The organism is Paenibacillus sp. EKM211P (assembly GCF_011066175.1).
GTDB lineage: Bacteria > Bacillota > Bacilli > Paenibacillales > Paenibacillaceae > Paenibacillus > Paenibacillus polymyxa.
The window spans coordinates 313,909-332,424 of the sequence record NZ_JAAMNS010000003.1 but is presented as its reverse complement, the minus strand read 5'-3'; the positions used below and the strand labels follow the sequence as shown (position 1 = coordinate 332,424).

28 protein-coding genes are annotated in these 18,516 nt (G+C 45.7%); all 28 read right to left on the bottom strand.

Features of this window, described 5'->3' with window-relative positions; all coding sequences use genetic code 11:
• Nucleotides 1-8 precede the first annotated feature (8 nt).
• Nucleotides 9-407 carry a Gp138 family membrane-puncturing spike protein gene (locus tag G9G57_RS07575; RefSeq protein WP_164964768.1) on the bottom strand — a complete coding sequence of 133 codons (399 nt, stop codon included), beginning with the start codon at nt 405-407 and terminating at the stop codon, nt 9-11.
• Nucleotides 404-1,201, bottom strand: a complete 798-nt coding sequence (locus tag G9G57_RS07570) for a phage protein (protein WP_238799271.1) — start codon at nt 1,199-1,201, stop codon at nt 404-406. Before G9G57_RS07570 ends, G9G57_RS07575 begins: the two co-directional genes overlap by 4 nt.
• Entirely contained in the window at nt 1,185-1,520 is a 336-nt protein-coding gene (locus G9G57_RS07565; RefSeq protein ID WP_164964767.1) for a phage baseplate plug family protein, read from the bottom strand. The genes G9G57_RS07570 and G9G57_RS07565 overlap by 17 nt, the downstream gene beginning before the upstream one ends.
• A 15-nt stretch (nt 1,521-1,535) precedes the next feature.
• Nucleotides 1,536-2,069 (bottom strand): phage baseplate protein, encoded by a 534-nt coding sequence (locus G9G57_RS07560; RefSeq protein WP_164964766.1) that lies wholly within the window; start codon nt 2,067-2,069, stop codon nt 1,536-1,538.
• Nucleotides 2,069-4,645: a phage tail tape measure protein gene (locus G9G57_RS07555; RefSeq protein ID WP_164964765.1), complete on the bottom strand. Its 2,577-nt coding sequence runs from the start codon at nt 4,643-4,645 to the stop codon at nt 2,069-2,071. Before G9G57_RS07555 ends, G9G57_RS07560 begins: the two co-directional genes overlap by 1 nt.
• 40 nt (nt 4,646-4,685) lie before the next feature.
• Nucleotides 4,686-4,877 carry a hypothetical protein gene (locus tag G9G57_RS07550; protein ID WP_143069131.1) on the bottom strand — a complete coding sequence of 64 codons (192 nt, stop codon included), beginning with the start codon at nt 4,875-4,877 and terminating at the stop codon, nt 4,686-4,688.
• On the bottom strand, nt 4,840-5,151 hold the full coding sequence (locus G9G57_RS07545; RefSeq protein WP_164964764.1) for a hypothetical protein: 312 nt from the start codon (nt 5,149-5,151) through the stop codon (nt 4,840-4,842). Before G9G57_RS07545 ends, G9G57_RS07550 begins: the two co-directional genes overlap by 38 nt.
• A gap of 25 nt (nt 5,152-5,176) precedes the next feature.
• Entirely contained in the window at nt 5,177-5,575 is a 399-nt protein-coding gene (locus G9G57_RS07540; RefSeq protein ID WP_019686501.1) for a phage structural protein, read from the bottom strand.
• 13 nt (nt 5,576-5,588) lie between these two features.
• Nucleotides 5,589-6,590, bottom strand: coding sequence for a DUF3383 family protein (locus G9G57_RS07535; protein ID WP_164964763.1), 1,002 nt, complete (start codon nt 6,588-6,590; stop codon nt 5,589-5,591).
• A gap of 5 nt (nt 6,591-6,595) precedes the next feature.
• On the bottom strand, nt 6,596-7,072 hold the full coding sequence (locus G9G57_RS07530) for a phage neck terminator protein (RefSeq protein WP_164964762.1): 477 nt from the start codon (nt 7,070-7,072) through the stop codon (nt 6,596-6,598).
• Nucleotides 7,032-7,406: a hypothetical protein gene (locus tag G9G57_RS07525; protein ID WP_164964761.1), complete on the bottom strand. Its 375-nt coding sequence runs from the start codon at nt 7,404-7,406 to the stop codon at nt 7,032-7,034. The genes G9G57_RS07530 and G9G57_RS07525 overlap by 41 nt, the downstream gene beginning before the upstream one ends.
• Before the next feature lie 10 nt (nt 7,407-7,416).
• Complete coding sequence (locus G9G57_RS07520; protein WP_164964760.1) at nt 7,417-7,887, bottom strand: hypothetical protein; 471 nt, start codon at nt 7,885-7,887, stop codon at nt 7,417-7,419.
• A gap of 9 nt (nt 7,888-7,896) precedes the next feature.
• Nucleotides 7,897-8,439 (bottom strand): hypothetical protein, encoded by a 543-nt coding sequence (locus tag G9G57_RS07515; RefSeq protein ID WP_164964759.1) that lies wholly within the window; start codon nt 8,437-8,439, stop codon nt 7,897-7,899.
• Nucleotides 8,414-8,746: a hypothetical protein gene (locus G9G57_RS07510; protein WP_164964758.1), complete on the bottom strand. Its 333-nt coding sequence runs from the start codon at nt 8,744-8,746 to the stop codon at nt 8,414-8,416. The genes G9G57_RS07515 and G9G57_RS07510 overlap by 26 nt, the downstream gene beginning before the upstream one ends.
• 49 nt (nt 8,747-8,795) lie before the next feature.
• Complete coding sequence (locus G9G57_RS07505) at nt 8,796-10,202, bottom strand: phage major capsid protein (protein WP_164964757.1); 1,407 nt, start codon at nt 10,200-10,202, stop codon at nt 8,796-8,798.
• Nucleotides 10,203-11,054 carry a head maturation protease, ClpP-related gene (locus tag G9G57_RS07500; RefSeq protein WP_164964756.1) on the bottom strand — a complete coding sequence of 284 codons (852 nt, stop codon included), beginning with the start codon at nt 11,052-11,054 and terminating at the stop codon, nt 10,203-10,205.
• Nucleotides 11,051-12,307: a phage portal protein gene (locus G9G57_RS07495; protein WP_164964755.1), complete on the bottom strand. Its 1,257-nt coding sequence runs from the start codon at nt 12,305-12,307 to the stop codon at nt 11,051-11,053. Before G9G57_RS07495 ends, G9G57_RS07500 begins: the two co-directional genes overlap by 4 nt.
• Before the next feature lie 5 nt (nt 12,308-12,312).
• Nucleotides 12,313-12,483 carry a hypothetical protein gene (locus G9G57_RS07490; RefSeq protein ID WP_164964754.1) on the bottom strand — a complete coding sequence of 57 codons (171 nt, stop codon included), beginning with the start codon at nt 12,481-12,483 and terminating at the stop codon, nt 12,313-12,315.
• Nucleotides 12,480-14,243 carry a terminase large subunit gene (locus tag G9G57_RS07485; RefSeq protein WP_164964753.1) on the bottom strand — a complete coding sequence of 588 codons (1,764 nt, stop codon included), beginning with the start codon at nt 14,241-14,243 and terminating at the stop codon, nt 12,480-12,482. Before G9G57_RS07485 ends, G9G57_RS07490 begins: the two co-directional genes overlap by 4 nt.
• A complete protein-coding gene (locus tag G9G57_RS07480; protein ID WP_090887593.1) occupies nt 14,236-14,859 on the bottom strand; it encodes a P27 family phage terminase small subunit in 624 nt (207 codons plus the stop codon). Before G9G57_RS07480 ends, G9G57_RS07485 begins: the two co-directional genes overlap by 8 nt.
• Before the next feature lie 114 nt (nt 14,860-14,973).
• Nucleotides 14,974-15,240 (bottom strand): hypothetical protein, encoded by a 267-nt coding sequence (locus G9G57_RS07475; RefSeq protein ID WP_164964752.1) that lies wholly within the window; start codon nt 15,238-15,240, stop codon nt 14,974-14,976.
• Nucleotides 15,237-15,455, bottom strand: coding sequence for a hypothetical protein (locus G9G57_RS07470; protein ID WP_164964751.1), 219 nt, complete (start codon nt 15,453-15,455; stop codon nt 15,237-15,239). Before G9G57_RS07470 ends, G9G57_RS07475 begins: the two co-directional genes overlap by 4 nt.
• Nucleotides 15,445-15,765, bottom strand: a complete 321-nt coding sequence (locus G9G57_RS07465; RefSeq protein WP_164964750.1) for an HNH endonuclease — start codon at nt 15,763-15,765, stop codon at nt 15,445-15,447. Before G9G57_RS07465 ends, G9G57_RS07470 begins: the two co-directional genes overlap by 11 nt.
• Nucleotides 15,766-15,806: 41 nt before the next feature.
• The gene (locus G9G57_RS07460; protein WP_164964652.1) at nt 15,807-16,232 is read right to left on the bottom strand and encodes a hypothetical protein; all 426 of its coding nucleotides are present in this window, start codon (nt 16,230-16,232) and stop codon (nt 15,807-15,809) included.
• A gap of 291 nt (nt 16,233-16,523) precedes the next feature.
• The gene (locus tag G9G57_RS07455; protein ID WP_164964749.1) at nt 16,524-16,775 is read right to left on the bottom strand and encodes a hypothetical protein; all 252 of its coding nucleotides are present in this window, start codon (nt 16,773-16,775) and stop codon (nt 16,524-16,526) included.
• A gap of 488 nt (nt 16,776-17,263) precedes the next feature.
• Complete coding sequence (locus G9G57_RS07450; protein WP_164964748.1) at nt 17,264-17,785, bottom strand: sigma-70 family RNA polymerase sigma factor; 522 nt, start codon at nt 17,783-17,785, stop codon at nt 17,264-17,266.
• Nucleotides 17,786-17,806: 21 nt separating this feature from the next.
• A complete protein-coding gene (locus G9G57_RS07445; RefSeq protein ID WP_164964747.1) occupies nt 17,807-18,022 on the bottom strand; it encodes a hypothetical protein in 216 nt (71 codons plus the stop codon).
• Between the two features lie 120 nt (nt 18,023-18,142).
• Nucleotides 18,143-18,469, bottom strand: a complete 327-nt coding sequence (locus G9G57_RS07440) for a hypothetical protein (protein ID WP_164964746.1) — start codon at nt 18,467-18,469, stop codon at nt 18,143-18,145.
• Between the last annotated feature and the right edge of the window lie 47 nt (nt 18,470-18,516).

Here is an 18,516-nt window from a genome sequence, read left to right as displayed (position 1 = left end):
TGTCACCCCTAACTAAAAGAAGCCGGGAATATCCCGACTATAACCGCGTCATTGCTATCATGTTTCCTTGCCGTGTCAGGCGCAACCACCGCACCAGCAAGTCCGTTACGTATTTCCCTGTCTGCAACGACCACATAAACCACGTCACCCTGCTTATATACGGGTAGGTATTCTTGTTCGCTGCCTCCATCCTTCGGCTTCAGGCGAAAACCCAACCCGGGAGCGGCTTGAATCATAGCCGGCTGATCGTTACTCGTGCGGATAAGCGGCTGCACACTGGCAACCATTTTCACAGGATCGAATTTAACGACCTTACACGGAAAGGCCACATTAAAATCCGTGTATAGCTTTGCCATCAAGCCATCAAGCAGAGCAGACATAGCGGCAGCAGGATCAATTTTACTCACAAAATCGCCTCCACTTCCGTTACAAAATCACCTGTTCGGCTGAAGGTATGAGAACCACTGCGGACATGTGTTTTCCCGGTAAATCTTGAATAGGACAGGTTTAGAACACTAGCAGTCGTTACCCGGTGCTGGAGCTGCATCTTTATGTTAAAGCCCTTGGCCCCATCTTTTTCGAATCGTCCCGGTGTCCCTATCAATCCGGTTTTGGTATTAACAGCAAAAACGTTGTCGCCACCACTCCGCAAATTCCGCACATACAATTTATTTTTATTTATATAAACGCTGGTCCCGCAATCCTTAGCGACCTTTGCGATTATCTCCGTTACTTTGCCTTTGGCGGTGTACCCGTCCTGATAGCGGTAATCCTGATTTAGATTAAATTGAGCGATAGGTAGACCAATGTAGCTTGCCATTTGCTTAATTATTTTGCTGGCAAGTGTGTTTTCAGCAAAAGCAATTTCTTTAACCTCACGTTTGTCCAGGTCTTCGCTATCCAGAACGTGGATAGTTGTGATTTTGTCCACGCCCTCCCAAACGGTATCTACGTTGGATATGTAGCCGTGCAGCAGTAGACCCACATCACCCTTATATCCAGCATTGAGCATGAGCACCTTACCACGTTTGATATTGTTTATGGTTGTCTCTGCCAAATTCCAAATTTTAATTTCACTTTCATTCGGTAGGGTGTCATTGTCAAAAGGAACCTTGCCCTCGATGTTGTACTTATCGCTACTGAATTTCATCCCGGCTGTCATAACCTCGATTACACGGCCAAAATTACGCATCATCTTCATCCTCACTATCCTCTATAACATAAAGAAACACGCTCACACCGAGCGTGTCCCATGTTACGGCTGTACTGTTTTCGGATTCGTCATATGGCACGATTGGAACCTTTGGAAAACGATCGTCCTGGACATCGTAAAATAACGGCATGCTGTATACGATTTTTTCCCCGTAAACCAATGTTTCCCCATCCAACTCCAAGTCAACTGTGAAATAGTCGTAATCAGAGTTGTAATGAACCTCAAAGGTGTACATTTGCTCAGCCAGCTCAATATCAAAGCGATACGGAATATTTTCCTTTTCGATTTCGATGTATTCATAGTCCATCAGCGTTCACCCCTATTAAGCCCACGGGCTGCCCTTCTTAAATTTCACCTTCTGGACCTTTTCTTTTTCCTTTTTGCCCTTACCCTTTTTACCTTTCTTGGTCTTGTCCTTTTTGCCTGATTTCTTCTTAGATTTCTTTTGCTTTACCCCGCTGTTTACTATCTTCGCCGCCTGAGATTTAACAGGAAGCGGCAGTTTGCCCACGTAAGAAGATTGAGCGACAAGAACCTCAGTGATAGTAAAGGAAACGGCGTAACCGTCAGCGATTGTATAATCGTGGTCAGTCGCTAGGCCGGATATAATCCCGGTGAAAGCTGTCCGACCAACATATTTTACAATCTGTCCGGTGTCACTTGCTTTTTTAAGATACGTAAGCACACGCGCCGCATCCGGCCCGGATATAACCCCATTGAGGGGCATTGCCCGGGCTTTGCGCTGCACATGGTCCACCATATCTATTCCTTTTTCTACGGGCTGGCTCGTTATCTCCACATCGAATGTGGGGGACTCTTTCTCAATCCAAATGTAGTGACTATCTATCATTGCCATTACATATTCACCTCCGGTTCAAGTCCTCTGCGCCGGAATGTTTCTTCTAGAATCTTTTGAACTTGGCGGCGAACTTCGGCGGCTACATCCCCGGCAACCGCAGCGCTTGAAGCATCTGCCCGGAGGTCGATATTCACACTAATGTTCATCGCACCTCCTGCGCTGCCACCTCCGCCAACACGAGCCGGGGCTAATTTACGGGCTGGTGCATTTGTTGGGCTATTTGTGGATGGTATAATCTCGTCCGTCATGCCAGTTGCAGCAGCAGACACACGGTCCTGAGTTCCTTCAATACCTCGGGCAAGACCTTCACCCGTGAAGAAACCGACTTCCATCATTACGCGAGACGGTGAGTGAATACCTAAGATATCTTTAATTTTTTGCGTAATACTGGAACCAATATCTTTAACCTTTTGAACCACAGAGTCAGCCATTGAGCTAATACCGTTTATCATACCTTCGATTATGTTTTTGCCGATATCAAAGAGGTTGATCCCCTTTAAATAGCCCGTTATCTGATTCCAGATACTCGTGATTTTGTTCCAGATATTTGTAACAGTTGTTGAAATGGTAGAAAGAATACTATTCCATACGCTTGACAGGAAAGACTTCACACCATTGAATACATTGGATGTGGTGGTCTTTACGTTGTTCCAGGCCCCTGTTATCCGGCTCCATATTGACGATACAGCCCCGCTTATGCTCCCGGTTATTCCTGTCCATACCGATACAAGCCACATCCACACAGCCGTAAAAATAGCCACAGTAAATGCCTTTATCTGGCTCCAGTAAGTTACCACCAATCCAGTTACCAATACCAATGGACCAGCAACAACCATTAATAGCTTTGGCCCCCACTGTACGATGAAATTCACAACAGAATTGAACAAGTTAGTAATCCAGTTCCATACCGCTGTTAACTTGGAAACCGTAGCATTCTTGATCTTGTCCCATGTCTGAGGAATGGTAACCGTAATAAAATTCATTACGGCCGAAAACCCGACTTTGATAGCCGTCCACACTCCATTTACAAAATTGCGGAATGTCTCAGACTTTTTATAAGCCACTACTAACGCCACTCCTAATGCCACCAAAGCGATAACAATAAGCATAACTGGGTTAAGACTCATAACCACGTTGAATGCAGTCTGAACAGCCGTCCACACTCTGGTCAAGGAAGTTATCGCTGTTACAGCTGCATTATAAGCAACAATCGCTGCCGTTTGTATCTTCTGCCACGTAGCCCATGCCTTCATAGCAATAGTAATCGTAGTGACTACTGTCCGATATGTGACAAGCGCTGCGACAATGCCTATAAGCGTAGGTTTAAACCCACCCCATCCGACCATTGCCGATCCTACATTTTTGATTGTATTGCCAACATTCTGCAGAGTAGGCCACAACTCTTGTGCTTTGACTGTAATCCAATTTATCCCGGCCGCTACCTTATCACCTATCGCTGCCCCGAAAGCCTTTATTTGTGGCGTATTGTCCGTTAGCCATTGCCCAAACTTATTTAAGTAAGGCAACAGCTTTTGTCCAACAGGTATTAATATTCCGGTTTCAATCTGCCTGCCAAACATCCCAAACGCTTCGGCTGGGTCTTTAAATCGAACCTTGTTTAATTCCTCCATAGTGTCAGCGGCAGAATTGAATTGCGATTTAGTCGTACCCATAGCGGTAATCGTCTTAGCTTCTAGGTCCTCAAACTGGCTACCCATCAAAGCAACCCCGACTGTGTTGCGTTGAACCGGGTCCTCTATATCACCAATCATCCGCATAATCTGCTGAAAACTCTTCTTAGCTTCTGGTCCACCCTTGGCAAATGTATGCATCATCTTATCTGCATTTAGTCCCAACATTTCAAAGGCCTGTATACTCGTCTTGCTACCGTCCTTGGAACGAATGTTAAATTCCTTTACGGCATCCCCAACCTTATCAAGGTTGAATGCCCCGTTCTGACTACCCGCAGCCAAAGTATCAAACATTTCTGTCGCGCTGAAGCCTAAGCTTTTGAATTGGTTAGAATACTCATTCGCCGTATCTAGTAACTCACCCGACTTATCCAACCCTTTTTGCGCTCCCTGCGCCAACAGTGTCATAGCCTGATCGGAAGTAATACCAAATTGCCGCATCATGGTATCTGTGGTTTTAACAGACTCCCCAACCTCAAAACCGAAGGCTTTACCCAACAGCATGGCATTCTTGGTGGTATTCTCCAACGCCGATCCAGTTTGCCCTGTAATCTGAGCCGTGGTGGAAATGGCTTGCCCTAAGTCCTCCCAATTCTCACCAAAATTCTGGCCGTACAAATTAGTGGCAATTTCTCTTGTAGCCTGCATCTGCTGGTCAGTCTGCCCTGTAGCCATTTGTACTTTAGCCATATTCTTCTCGAAATTCGATGCAGCGCTAATGGCTGCCACAGCGAAAGCCCCCATAGCCGCTGTTGCAGCGGCGCCGAAAGCAAATACCCCGCCGCGTAAGCTACTAAGTTGGTCCTCAGCTCGGCGCAACGGACCTTCTGCCACTTTGAAACCAACGGCAAACATTAAGTTACCAATTACGCCGCCAGCCATACGATCACCTCACAACAAAAAGAGCGCCCCGTATAGGCGCTCATTTAGGTTTATTTGCAGCACGTTCCTGCTGCTTTATATGGATATCTAAAGCTGCGTTTGCCTCTGCTAGATCGTCGTCGTCCATCAAAAAAAGATCACTGTACGTAACACCCATATCAGATAACAAAAGCCGCCATTGACTCCAACGTTCATTAGCCCTCCGATTGGCTTCCCGTTTGCTGATCGTCATTTGCTTTATCATCCTCTGTCCCCGTAATAAAAGCATAGGCGGCATTGATAACTTCGGAGCATTCAGAATAATTGTCAAAGTCGTCAAGTTTAAGTTTAGGCTGAACAATTACATTTTTAAGCATTTCCTCATACATACGTTCTTCCAACACTACGCCATGTTTATTTTTACTAGCATCGTTAATTTTAGCAACGGCACGGACACCTGGATGCTGGAACAGGTATTCCTTTCCTTCAATTTTGGAAGTGTATTGTTTTTGTTTGAAATTTGACATGATTTATCGTCTCCTTAAATTTGGATTAAAGAATTTCGTGGTTTGTTAACTGAATTTCATATTCCCGGTCATCTGCCTCATTCCCATATTTACGGGCAGCAGGCTTCTTGACGACCCCGGCTGTACTGGTGATGGTTTCCTTTGGGGTGCCATTGTAAATAACACTAACATCCACTACCTGACCAGTAACGGCCAGTTTGTCCATGTATGCCACTTGTGGGCTTGTTGCAAGCAATGTGATTTTGAGTGTGGCAAGTGGGTTATTCACCTTGGTTACGAGTACATCACCCTGCGCCCCGACTTTGAAAGTATTGGAATCTTCGTCTTTTTCCCACTCTACCAAGTCCTCAGAAAAACCCGTAAGAAAAACCCCTCCAATTGATACGGAGAGGTCCATAGGATCATATGTGGTTGTAGTAGCCAATTAAAACAACTCCTTAGAGGCTGATATAGCCTATGATTTTACTTCCGTGAATTGCACCAGCCAATTCAAATTCGAATTTACCACCGTTGTATATGCGTTGCTCTCGGTCTGCTGGATCAACCTGAGAACGTGTTTTAAAGGTTGTACTATATAGTGGCAACCCATCGTCATCATGTGCAATCATTCCTTGCTGATCAGCACGGAGCAGATTGGTTTTAACAACTGCCTCAATCTGTGAAATACCGCGGTTATCAAACGATACTTTGTCGGAACGATTAAACAATTTCTGTACGCCCAATTCAATGTTCATAATCAGCCAGTGTTTGGACTGAATAATGTCGATGTACTCACCGCTTACTGTTTTTCCTTCACTGGTCACATCGTCCCCGGCTTTGGTTACATAAGTAATTGCACCAAGATCATGAATCGCCATTAATTCCGTGGTTGTAATATCCAACGGTTCAATGCCTTTAATCGTTTGGTTTTTCCAAGTGACACTGCCTGCATCTTTAGAACCAACAGCACCGACCAATCCTGCATCTGGATAATTTGATGTGTCCGTGTGGTAGAAGGCAGTAGTGTTGTTATATTTTTTGGATTTTATTGTGGCTAAATCCGTTTTGCTACTGCTCGCTGTGAAAAACAACCTTGAATCATCCAAATCAACTGCATCGGCAATAGCCGTAACATCCGCCAGCGTGCGGCTGGTAGAAATAAGATAATACCAGTCTTTACTGAAAATCTTCGGCAGAAAATCAGCAATTGGATCACCCGTTTTGTATTGCATTACAGCAATCGACTCAGGCGAATTGTCCCCTTGATTGAACATGGCATAAGCTGCCTTATAAATTTGTGTTGTGTTTGCAAAATCTGCAAGCACAGCGTCAAGATCATAGTACACTTTGAAGTCGCTTGCCGCTGCTGCCTCTCCAATGATTAATGGCCTACCTAGCCCTGTTTTAGGAGTAGGCCGCAGAATATTAATTATTACTTGCACGTCACTGCGTACCGCCAAAAGAATTACCCCCTTTGAATATTAGCTTTTTCGATCCATTGCAAATCCTGATCGGCAACGGCAGTGATACGAAAATCCACATCAAAACCGAATCGCCGTTCCCATTCATCGGCAATAAGAATGTCCCGGTTGTCCACGCTGCCAATGTTAAAAACAACCACGTCCAAATCCTTGAGGACATCCCGCCCAATGGTTTTAAGCCAGTCCTGCGCTCTAAGCGCGTTTGTAATGCTGTCCGCGCTATCCGTAGCGTAGGACAAAAAAGAGACGGTAAATTCCACCGTCTCCCGCTGAACCAATTTTCCGTTTTCCTGTGTTACTACCGGAAAGCCCCGCCCTTCTGCTGGACCATCAGTATATGAGTAGGTCAGGAATGCACCTTTCGGCATTTCTCCCCCACCGTTCAGCTCCACCACCTTGATACCTAAATGGGACGACAGATTACGGACTATCGCTGACCGGATTGCCTTGAATGGAATCATTTCTGACCACCTTTTTCAACATGTATTTATTAATATCGCTGTACTCTCGTACCTCAGCGGTATCCACAGTGTAATGATTGCCCTGGCACTCTATCCGGTCGCCGTTAGAGTGCATAGAAGCCGTGTACAGCGTCCTATCTTCCTCGGTATAGTTACCGCCTTCCTCCTGCTGGAGCTTGGCTGAAACGGGCTGAAAATGACCCTGTAGCGAAACTCGTTCTTCTTTTCCCGGAACCCATACACCGTCTTCGTCCCATTCCCCTGAACCGGGCCGGACAAATACGTAAGGCATGTTATATTTCCGCACGATCCCCCCGAAAGCAAACTTACGCATAACCTACCTCCTACTTGTCCACGATCACATGAGTAATAGAGTCCCGAAGATCGGCCTCTGCAATAAGGATTTTCTTCCCCTTCTTACGCCGGGCATAAAGTGGAGAAAGTGGCGGCTGCTTAATCCTATTAAAATTAGCAAGTGTTTTGGTTTCCCCTATTACTCCAACCTGTTCAAGAAATGACATAACGTCCATATCGCCCATAGCGACAGGTGTTATGTTCGTGCGGACCCATTTGGATATACCGGCAGCAGACTTCTTTTTACCAGTCCCGATAAATGAACGAGCTGGTATTTTCATCTTGGCAGACCCATATTCATGAACACCCGCAATCATCGCCAGATCCGCATCACCTTGCATACCTATATGAACCTCTTTTTTGGCAAGCTTGTTTAAGTTGGCCATGATTGCCGGAAGGAAACTCGTTTCATCCAGTTCCACGTTAGCACGGCGAGTGCGGGTCCGTCTTGCGCCAGCCATACAATCACCTCATAACTGAATAAGGGCCTTGACTGCACCCGGCAGGCTTCGGCCCTCATCTTTGTATGTTACAGATATATCGCCCACTCGCTCAGAGGTTACACCTTGTTCACGCATTAGTGTTTGAGCAAGAAGTACACAGGCCCATTCATACTTTTGCGGCAGTGTAGGCGCTGGCGCGTCCTGCGAATCGCTCGGCAAGATGTACCCAGCCAAATACTCGACCTCAATAATACGTTCGCCACAAGGCCAGCCAGAGCGTTTGAAGAGCATGCCGTTTTCAGACTCTACAGTAAACGGATCACTCAAAAAGTCTTTGCCATTCAGGTTAAGTAATGAGACAGAATGAATCGGGAAATTTCGAAGCCGGAGGAACTTAGTTCCAGGACCGTCTAGCGTCTGCCGATATGTCTTGTATTCGAAGCTTCGATTACATTCCCGTTCAATCCATTCCGAAGCTGCTCCTAAAGCGGTGAGAAGTGTAAAATCTTGTGATGTATCGTCCAAGGGAATGGACAGATATCTTTTAGCCCTCTGTAGGGTTGTCAGCATTCGTGTCACCACCAGCGTCCGGTACATCAGGTACATTAGGTGCATCGGATGTGTCAGGTACATCTGGGGTATCCGTCTTAGTTGTTTTAGGTTTGCTTGGCTTTTTATCCGCATCAGGCGCAGGATTCGTTGGGTCAGTTCCAAGTGGTGTCCCTGTATCGTCGTCTGCAATTACGCCAGCAGCTTGCAAACGACGTGCGCGTTGTTCCGTGGCTGCAAAGTAGGAGCCGGGCAACACGACATCACCCGTTTCCTTATCCGTAAAAGTGGATGTTACTAGATATTGTAGTTTATCTCCCTTAGGCATTGGGTTTCCTCCTTAGAAGACCCGGCGTGATCCGGGTCTATCGTTTTATTTAGGCTGTTGGTACGTCTAACAGCACATAAGGACTAACTTTTGTTGCTCCATCCTCCAACGTGAGCGGGGAAATTACCCACGGCTTGCCATCCACATTCCAAAATGCCTTGATTACCGTTTTGTTACTGCGGAACAAGACATGTTCAGACGCATCAATGAAAGGGCCGCTACCGTCTTTAATGAGGTAGTAGTAGAAATCCACCAATTGCAGGTCGCCTTTTGTGCCAAGCGCTCTCGTGCGGCCCGTAAAGCGAATTGGGATACCAGCAAGTGTGGACGGAATACCTTTTGTCGCGTCGCCTTGAATAAAGATGTACCGCCCAGCAGGGTCTTGCATGGTCATCAACTGCGGCAATGTAGATTGGTGAGCGACGAATACCGCGCTACCAACCGATTCCGGTAGCAGTTTTGCAAGCATGTTTACCACATCAATATAGCTGATTTGGTTTGCTGCTTTACGATTAACAGTCAATGCACCTGTTGCGTTCAGAACTCCAAGTGGTTTGCCTGTGCCGTTACCCGTCAAGAATGCCACGTCTTCCGCCGCCAGCATTGCGCGAGACAACAAATTACGAATAAAAGTGTCTGCAGCTTTCCAATTGCGAAGCAACTTGTCCGTTACAACAGTAGTAGCCGCTACTTCATGCGGCTCAAGGGAAACTTCACTCATTTTCCCTCCTGTTTCTGGTTTTTCGGCGCCCTCTTCGATCCAGTCCACTTCAACCCCGGCATACACTCCGTTTGTGCCTTGATCTAAGGCAGGGATTGTAATTTTGGAATCTGGTGGGTCTCCAGCAGGAATTACTGTGGCTCGTGGGCGTACAATAGCCGCTTGTGGGTTCAATTGTAGGATGTTATCAGGCATAAACTGCGTTGGCAGGAATTGTCCAGCCCCAGCACCGCCCCCAATAGTCCATTCATTCCGGAACCCAAGCAATTGGGAAGCAAAAGCATCTGGAACTTGGCGACCACCGCCTTGTCCCGGATTGGATGCTAAAGCAAACTGGCGGCCTTTTTCATCTCCAAAACGCATGGCATGAATAAACTCACCAAGTCCTTTAAAACCAGCGTCGTCCTTCTTCTCTTCTTGAGTAGGGTTACCACCAAGAACCGAAGCTGATGGACGATATGGTTTTGTTGCTTCATCCAATTGTTTTTCGCGGGAAGCGACGGCCTCTTCGCGAACGATTTGCTTGTCTAATGCCACGATTTTGGCTTCGAACGCGTTGAATTCTTTATCTTCATCCTCCGTAAAATCACGTTTTTCCTTTTTCGCTGAGTCCAATAGAGCCCGTTGGCGCGTTATCAAATCAGCTCGGTCTTGCAACATCTCCTGCATAGTAGGAGTTCCAGTTTCCGCAAACAGTTGAAGGTTCATAGGGTGCTTGATAGTTTTATTTTTCATTTATAATTTCCTCCTAGATTCGTTGTATAGGGTTATTCGTTCGTATAATGCCATCGGCGAACTTGTTGCATAGCTCACGTCTTCTGGATCAGTATTGGGTAACTCTTTTTTCTGGTCTGGTTCCTGCGGAATAACTTTTTCGCTGGTATACTCAGACTCTGTCTCCACAATCATGGGAGCATTCTTGAAACGATCCAAATTCATGGTTTGTCCATTAATCGTCAAGGCCCCATTGCGAACAGCCGCAGCTATTTGCTTGGAATTTTCAATCTGATCTGCAAACCCTAATTCAATCGCCCTTTCTGCGGATAGCCATGTCTCCGCTTCAAGCAAAGTTATTAACTCCTCGCGCTCCATTCCTGATTTATCCTGGTATGCAGCTATCATGCTTTCACGTGCAGCATCCAAATCGTCTGCCAACTTTCGAAAATCTGTTGCATTCCCCATCGCAACTGTCCACGGACTGTGAATCATAATCATGGAATTTCGAGGCATAAACACCGTATCTCCGGCCATCGCAATAACAGAGGCGATACTTGCAGCAATTCCGTCGATGTAAACATTCACATAGGCCTTGTGACGCTTCAACATACTATGGATAGCTTGACCAGCAAAAACGTCGCCACCATCGCTGTTAATATAAACGTTGAGTTTGGATATATCTCCCAAACTGTCCAATTCATCCTTAAAGGTTTGAGGTGTAACTTCATCCCCCCACCATGTCTGCGCCTCAATAATTCCGTAAAGCATCAACTCACCTACACCTTGATCGGCAGCACGAAAAGACCAAAACTTTTTACGCTCTTTGGCGTTCTTTTTGGCCTCTGCTCTAAAGTATTTGATTTTTGTCATTTTGTCGTATCACCTCCTTCCGGTGCAGCTTGTGTTGTTTGTCCGTTTACAGCCCTAGAAATAGGAATCATGTTTCCGTTCACTAGGTATTCTTTACCGCTACCATCTGGAGCCGGGTTGCGATCTTCGATAATGTTCCAGTCATCCCCGTTAATAATGCCGTTTTGCCGTTGTATAGCAAGTCCTTCCTGGCGACTCTTGTAGTCACCGCGCAGAAGCGCATCAACGTTAAATTTAACGTAGTAACCAGCTGCACGCTCAGCCGGAGTGAACAACTTCCAATTAGTTGCCGCTTCAATCCTTGTTAAATACGGCATGAGCGTATGCATAACAAACTCAATTCCTTGATGCTCAATATTATTGTTAGTGCTGCGCTCCAAGTTGGCAATCATATGGGGTGGCACCCTGAACAAACCACATATCTCATCACGGTTAAGTTTGCGAGTTTCGATAAATTGGGCATCCACAAAGGGCATTGGTATCCGGCTGTACTTCATCCCTTCTTCCAAAATAAGAGGTTTCCACGAATTGCCCAGCCCAACACCTTTTTCATTGATCCATTCTTGCAACCGATCAAATGCCACATCACTCAAGCCACCTGGATGCTCAAGCACACCACCTACATTCATTCCGTTTTTGTAAAAGTGTGAAGTGAATTGTGCAGATGCCATCCCCAAACCAACTGCTTCAGCAGCCATTCGGATAGGGGAATAACCAACAATACCGTTACCTCCGAACCCGGGGATGTGCAACATTTTTTCCGCTGGCAGGATTTCTTGCTTTCCTCGATCACTGATACGATATTCTATTTTTCCGCTCTCTGTATTACGGTAAGGGTGGACTGTCGTCCAATCCAGAGGGTAAATGTCAAATACCTGTCCACGCCTATTGTGTGTCAGCACTGAATAGCAATTACCGGACGTTGAAAGGTGTCCCACCATAGCTTCACGCCAACTTTGAGACGTCATTTCCGTGTTTGGCAGGTCATGAAGAAGCCCATACACTGGATGATCGGTTGCCTTTTCCTTTCTTCCATCCGATTGTTGCTTATAAACGAACAAAGGTAGGGCTCCTACAGCTTCTGATAGGACCCGAACACAGCTAAATACCGTGATAAAGCGCATTGCTGAGTCCTCATTTACCTGATTGCCAGACGATGTACGACCACCATACAGCCGTTTTCGGATGTCATTCGTGAAATCATTCATCGAATATTCCGACTTTTGAGCCGCTATATTAGTCAAAATCCCCAATTAAATTAGCCTCCTTTCTGCCGTTTTGACGGAAATCCAAGCCACATCAACAGCAGTCCCCCGATAATCAGCGATGCCGGAGGGTAGATAAGCCATATTCCGGTGCAAAACGTCAAAAAACCCGCCGATAGTAACATCTCGCGGATTGTATCTTCCTTGATTTTTAATTTTTTCACAGTGAACGTGGTCCCCTCTCTTCGTAGACTGATTTTCTTGGCTTGACCGCCAAGGACAGAGTTAGTTTGTGACTGTCTATGACAGCGTCCACGGGGTCAATACGTTTTGTTTTGGCGTTAGGGTCCTTGTCTATCTTTATTTCCCCAAAACTGTTACTGGTGGTCTTAGCGTTCGCCATAGACCATGTTAGCAACTTATTGCGACGATCATAAATGACATTACCCGCCTCAACCTCCAGCCTAAAATCAACCGTTGCATCATTTAGGCTCTTGGCACTTTGAACTATCTCAACCAGGTCGACGCCAAATTCTTCAAGGTCAGACAAAAAGGCATCCGCATTATGAGGGTCATAAGCGATGCCTTTTAATTTGAAGTTATGTTTTTTGATTAGGTCGCGGTAATAAGCAAGGATATACTTATAATCTGTCTTCACGCCGCCCATAGTCTCTGTAGGAGTAAGTAACCCCTCCATGATCCACATGTCATACGGAGCATGGTCAGACTGCACATGCTCATGTACCCGCGCCGCTGGTATCCAGCTATGAGAATGGATGTAGTATTTGCGTTGACCATCCACATCCAAAGGGAATTCTAAGCTTCCGCTTGTCAAGTCTCCCCCGGAAGAAAGATCCAGCCCTAAGTAACATTCCTTGCCTTCCATATCTTCGATAGTTGTGTCAGATTCGCAGGCTTGCCAATGCTCCATGTTCATATACTGTGTATCGGAGAACTGAACCCAACGATTTAAGGACTTGGTAAGGAAGTTTCGCAGTTCTTCCCCCTGCTGAACCTTAGCCTTTATTGCTTCCGACCTTAAACTATCTAACGTTTCAGGAGTCCATAACGGGTTCGCTTTCGGCCAGTTGGCTTCGTCCCATACATCGTCGTCTTTGTCCAACTCGCAGATGAAAACGAACTGAGTTTCGTCGGCATGTGCGCCGGATAGAATTAACTTGCAATATTTGTACAGTTCATAGCATGGACCGTTGATATTAAAGCCTGCGGTTGTAATAACGGAAATAAGGCATTGTTTTAATTTTTTGGTTCCATCAGCAAGCAGCTTGTACATTTGATTATCTTTATGTAGATGGTATTCGTCCACGCTTGCAAAATACGGACGGAATCCATCTATCGTTTTCGTATCTCGACCAAGCGCCCTGATTTCACCCTTGGTCAGAGAACAAAGTATAGTGCTCTTATAGTCTTTAACGTCAAATAGCCCCGACTCATAATCTGAACCACCAAGCTCGGGGTCTGCATCAATGAATTTGATACATTCCTTTAGGACAATTCTTGCCTGAGCTTCTTTTGTAGCGGTGCAGTATACTTGGGGATAATTATAGCCGTCAAAGTTTCCATAAAAGAGGGCCGGGACCGCGTTGCCCAAAGATTTACCGTTTTGCCGGGCCACCTGAACATATGAGGTGCGGAATCGACGGTAACCATCCAACGTAACCCAGCCATTCCAACTCCCAAACATAAAGTCTTGAAAGCCCCATAGTTCAAGCGGCAAAGGTTCCTCACCTTCTGCCAGCGTGAGGGATTCGGCAAACTCTATAATCTCATGGGCCTTATCTGGATCGAACACGTAAGGAAAATCTTCCGTACCCTGCCGATCCAAATCCTTAAGGTGGCGCTCACACGCCTGTCGCTGTGCCTGACCAGCGATAATCCTGCCGGACACCACTTCCAGTGCATAGGATGTTACCCGGTCCGTCTCTCCGACAGTGTTGTAAGGATAAATCTGCGGGTTAGCCACTTCGGTTTCCCCCGAACTTTCCGAACTTGCTCGAGGTCTTCTCCGGTTCCTTCGGCTTCGGAACATTCTTCACCTTAGACAAAGGGTTTAAGAAAAGACGGTCCTGCATTTTGAGAAGCATGTCCATCTTCTTGTTGATTGCCGTTTCGATTTTTAATACACCTTCTAAGGAAGCAAGTTGGGAAAGGTACTTTTGTGCCCTCAAACCATACTCATTCAGATCCTCTCCCGTTTCCTCAGCTTTGCGTGTTAATTCATCAAAATATTCATCAAATACGTAATCTTCAATAGAAATTCTCTCGATTTTCTGATACTGTTTCAGCAGCTTTTCATACTCCGAATACGTCCGGCAGTACATACCCAGCAGCCCTATATCAGAGCTTGAAAGCAAATTAACACCTTCAGCAGCAGCGGCTTTATAATCTTTCATGCACTGTTTCCAGTGAGCGAAAGCAACTGTATCATCCTTTACAAACACAGGCGGTTTCAGCTTTTCCAGTTCAGTTTTCCCAAGCTTAACCTCACCTTCTTTACGCGCCTGAATCTGTGCTTTTGTTAATCGGTTCGGATTGCCTCCCGCGATGTGAAGGTCAATCGGTTTTGCATTTCTCCCCATCCGGGCGCACCTCCAAATCCCGAAAAATTTATAAAACGAGTTTTTACGCGAAAAAAGTCCGGCGCGGTCTATTCCAAAAAAAGTTTTTAGAAATTTGACCCCCCTTCCCCTTTTCTAAGAAATAATCTTAAATTTATTTTTTTCAAAAAATTCATTCAGTATCTGCCTAACCTTCTCTTGCACGTCCTGCGTTGTACACGTCTGGTCAAGGTCTATCTCCACTCGCATGTAGTGTCTAGCGTGTAGCTGTGCATTAACTGTTACATCCTTGGTGGCTGCTGCTAACCGCTTCGCTTCCTCGTACTCATCACTCAGTCGGTCATACTCTACTAATTCCTGCGGTGTACCTTCCAACTCATAGATTCCCATTCTAACGATCATACTTCATACCCCGCATCCCTAAAATTCTGCATAATCCTATCTAGCATAGACAGGTTCTCTTCTTCACTGCCTGTTATAGTTAATAACCTTTGAGCCGTATACTTGCCTTCCTCTGTACGCCTCATGTTCGATATTGACGCTAGTAAGAAGGCATCTCCTTCTATAACACTAATCTCGCCGTTTTCTCCTACAAGGATCACGTGTTTAACATTCATTACCGAATCCTCCGTCCTCTTTAGCAGTCTTGATATCGTGGCATTGCTTACACAGCGGTTGCCAGTTATCCCTATCCCAAAACAGTTGCTTATCTCCCCTATGCGGTACGATATGATCCACTACTGTTGCAGCAGCCAAGTACCCACGTTGGAAGCAAGACGTACATAACGGGTGCTTACGCAGATATCCTTCACGTGCCTTACGCCATTTGCTATCATAGCCGCGCTCTGCTGCTGTACCTCTCTCCTGGTCATAGCTACGTACTTGGTCTTGGTGAGACTCACAGTATCTCTCATTGCCTGTGACCATCTGTTTGCATCCCTGCTTACCGCAGAATCGTTTTAACGGCATTATGCTTTGAGCGCGGCTACAACTGAATTGAGTAATGTAGCTATCTGGGTTGTTGTTGCTGTAGCAGGATCTGCTAATGGGGTAAGTGCTGTAAATGCAGACTTATTCGTCTTTGCATTCAATGCCGTAGCTAAATCTGTGATATTAGCCATGACATGTGTGTGATTACCTGCAGCAGCGTTTCCGGCTCCTGTGCCAAGGGTCAAGCTCGATGTACCAGCGCCAATAGCGGTTCTTGCTGCCGCTGCGTCAGTCGCCTTTACGAGAGCCTTACCAGTCGTTGTTGCGTCAGTGATACTATCCGCCGTTATCGTTCCACCGCCTGAACCGCCGCCAAAAGGTATCGGATTTTTTGTACTTACTGGGATGGGTTCCCCGTTTTCACCTTCGATAAATAGCATTCTTCCTGTAATATCTCTTGACATAAAAAACACATCCTTATCTTTTTTTGAAACGACAAAGAGACCCGCCAAAATTGTAGCCGGCAGAACCTTCACAGTTTCGTGAAGCGCGGTAAGCTGATACCAGTTAAAGAGACAAACCGTGAACGGCTATTCCTTCGCTCTGATGTCCTGGAGCGTAAGGAAGAAGCCAGCATATACAATCGCAAGAATTGAACCCGCCGAAAGGTGGGTTTTCTTTTTATACACACAGCGGAATCGAACCGCTATAATCCTGTATGTGTCATATCCCCGGACTAAGCCGGGAAAAAGGTGTTACTTCAGTTGATCAACCAACTGCTTAATTACAGCCGGTGTACTGATACGTTGTCCATCTTTACGGTTACCCTTGATGTATGCTGCATCCTCATTGCTGTAGTAGACTACACCAGTGCCCTCTACGACAGGATAGCCGCTTTCGTCTGCTTGCAGTTCAGTAGCAACATGTTTGCCGTGCTGTTTAGCATGCTCTTCATCGTGTAGATGCAGAATGCCGTACTGATCAAGATATGCATAATTCTGTGCCATCGTTTGTTTCCTCCTGTACATAGCAAAAAGGACACCGTATACCGATGCCCTCATGCTTGCTTATTTAGTTGCGCCCTAACCCTCCGTCATGCGCTTGCCACTGCCGCTCCCTTATACTTGCGGTATGGTTCCCAACGGTAATTGTTTCACATAGTCCGTATTACGTACGGAACAGTCTGCCGCCCTTATTGATGGGGTATTATTACCCTCTTTAGGGCTGTTTTAAATTTGGTGTAATTAGTTTCGATGTGGACAAGGGACTTTCACCCTTGTATGAGAGGTTTTTGGCCTTTTGGTTATTGCGCCACTGGGCATATTTACTGGGCTGCCCTAGCCTCATTCATCTAACGTCCTCTCTAAAGATGACCAATAGCGTCTATATTCCGCCACCTCATCATTGGATAATCCTCTTTCGAACTATAAGATAACAATCGTTTATAGGATATCCCTATATATAGGTGGCATTTGCCCCACAGAAAACAGGTGTTTTAGGTTAAAAATAGATTATTATTGCGGTTTTCTTGAATTTTTTCTTTTGCCCGCTTTAATAGTGTTGATATATTTCCTCTAGATAATCCCAGAACATCCGCAATATAGGAATGTGGCATACAGTGACCGTAAGAAAGAAGAAAGCAATCTCTTTCTAAATCCGTCAGGACTCTTAGGGCTTCCTCAATTACAAAGTAGTCACTATCGGTTAGATTGCTTGGGCTTCCAGCCTTTGAATTACTGACATATGCCTGCATGCGTAATGGATCTACTAACTTTTCTCGCTGGTATGCTGCCAACCGTTCAACACCACGTTTATTTCCTGGGCGCCGACCTGTCACCAACCATTCTTCAACGAACTCACAATCACTCACCATACCGGATATAACCTTCTTGTCGTCCGCGTCAGCCTTTTTATATATCCTTGCAGCTATGTTCCTTGCCTTGCGGTAGCTTAATGCTGTAGCCCCTCCCAAGTCTGTTACAATGGGTGTTTGTTCCGTATCCTCGTCCGGTATCATATTAGCACCTCCTAGATGAAATCAAAAAATGTAGTCAAAAATAGTTGTCTGCCCCTCACGCGGCGAATCTGCCGAGTCCTGTATTAATCCATCGTCCAGCATAAACTTAGGAGCCTCATAGAGATATCTTTCATGGACTGGATCTCCTTCACGTGAATGCGCTGGGTTCTTTATCTCAGCTTTCTTCGTCCAAACCCAGAAACTCTTAGCAGTTACCATGTCGTTGTTATCTGACATCCAAAATCCTTCCTTCGCTCAATTTATTCGGTTCTATCTGCTCAATCAACATATACCTATCTATACTGACTACACCCACATATAACAGTAATGCGCATAATATAGAGGTATAGGCTCTTATCATGGGGTGTTCTCCCCATACGCATATTTCTCATATAGATCACGAAAGGGTATGAAATAAACCTCAAATGCGCCACGCCCCCGTTCGCAAAATGTATATCCGCTTTCTAGTCCTAAATGTGAGTAATCTTCTGGCATGTTGGGGTAATATCGGCAGTATGCTCCGTCTTGGACATGCTCCTTTTTAATTTCAAAATCTAATTCATCAAATTTCCAATCCCATTCCCGTTTGCATTGTTCCAAGAAATCAGCAGCATCTTTAAACGCGCTTTTCTTACCTACAAATTCCGTTGTGCTCGATCCGTCAGTGAATTCTATTAACTTCATATCCCCGCTCCTTTCTATTTGAGCTTCACAAGGCGACCTGTAGAGTC

Coding starts and splice junctions, on each gene's coding strand:
- G9G57_RS07460 (WP_164964652.1), bottom strand. CDS start 16,232: ATGTCAAGAGATATTACAGGAAGAATGCTATTTATCGAAGGTGAAAAC.
- G9G57_RS07510 (WP_164964758.1), bottom strand. CDS start 8,746: ATGCCTAAGGGAGATAAACTACAATATCTAGTAACATCCACTTTTACG.
- G9G57_RS07475 (WP_164964752.1), bottom strand. CDS start 15,240: ATGATCGTTAGAATGGGAATCTATGAGTTGGAAGGTACACCGCAGGAA.
- G9G57_RS07480 (WP_090887593.1), bottom strand. CDS start 14,859: ATGGGGAGAAATGCAAAACCGATTGACCTTCACATCGCGGGAGGCAAT.
- G9G57_RS07465 (WP_164964750.1), bottom strand. CDS start 15,765: ATGGTCACAGGCAATGAGAGATACTGTGAGTCTCACCAAGACCAAGTA.
- G9G57_RS07500 (WP_164964756.1), bottom strand. CDS start 11,054: ATGACAAAAATCAAATACTTTAGAGCAGAGGCCAAAAAGAACGCCAAA.
- G9G57_RS07570 (WP_238799271.1), bottom strand. CDS start 1,201: ATGAAGATGATGCGTAATTTTGGCCGTGTAATCGAGGTTATGACAGCC.
- G9G57_RS07520 (WP_164964760.1), bottom strand. CDS start 7,887: ATGGCTGGCGCAAGACGGACCCGCACTCGCCGTGCTAACGTGGAACTG.
- G9G57_RS07440 (WP_164964746.1), bottom strand. CDS start 18,469: ATGAAGTTAATAGAATTCACTGACGGATCGAGCACAACGGAATTTGTA.
- G9G57_RS07505 (WP_164964757.1), bottom strand. CDS start 10,202: ATGAAAAATAAAACTATCAAGCACCCTATGAACCTTCAACTGTTTGCG.
- G9G57_RS07545 (WP_164964764.1), bottom strand. CDS start 5,151: ATGTCAAATTTCAAACAAAAACAATACACTTCCAAAATTGAAGGAAAG.
- G9G57_RS07455 (WP_164964749.1), bottom strand. CDS start 16,775: ATGGCACAGAATTATGCATATCTTGATCAGTACGGCATTCTGCATCTA.
- G9G57_RS07450 (WP_164964748.1), bottom strand. CDS start 17,785: ATGATACCGGACGAGGATACGGAACAAACACCCATTGTAACAGACTTG.
- G9G57_RS07445 (WP_164964747.1), bottom strand. CDS start 18,022: ATGTCAGATAACAACGACATGGTAACTGCTAAGAGTTTCTGGGTTTGG.
- G9G57_RS07565 (WP_164964767.1), bottom strand. CDS start 1,520: ATGGACTATGAATACATCGAAATCGAAAAGGAAAATATTCCGTATCGC.
- G9G57_RS07550 (WP_143069131.1), bottom strand. CDS start 4,877: ATGACGATCAGCAAACGGGAAGCCAATCGGAGGGCTAATGAACGTTGG.
- G9G57_RS07525 (WP_164964761.1), bottom strand. CDS start 7,406: ATGCGTAAGTTTGCTTTCGGGGGGATCGTGCGGAAATATAACATGCCT.
- G9G57_RS07555 (WP_164964765.1), bottom strand. CDS start 4,645: ATGGCTGGCGGCGTAATTGGTAACTTAATGTTTGCCGTTGGTTTCAAA.
- G9G57_RS07470 (WP_164964751.1), bottom strand. CDS start 15,455: ATGAATGTTAAACACGTGATCCTTGTAGGAGAAAACGGCGAGATTAGT.
- G9G57_RS07515 (WP_164964759.1), bottom strand. CDS start 8,439: ATGCTGACAACCCTACAGAGGGCTAAAAGATATCTGTCCATTCCCTTG.
- G9G57_RS07530 (WP_164964762.1), bottom strand. CDS start 7,072: ATGATTCCATTCAAGGCAATCCGGTCAGCGATAGTCCGTAATCTGTCG.
- G9G57_RS07560 (WP_164964766.1), bottom strand. CDS start 2,069: ATGGCAATGATAGATAGTCACTACATTTGGATTGAGAAAGAGTCCCCC.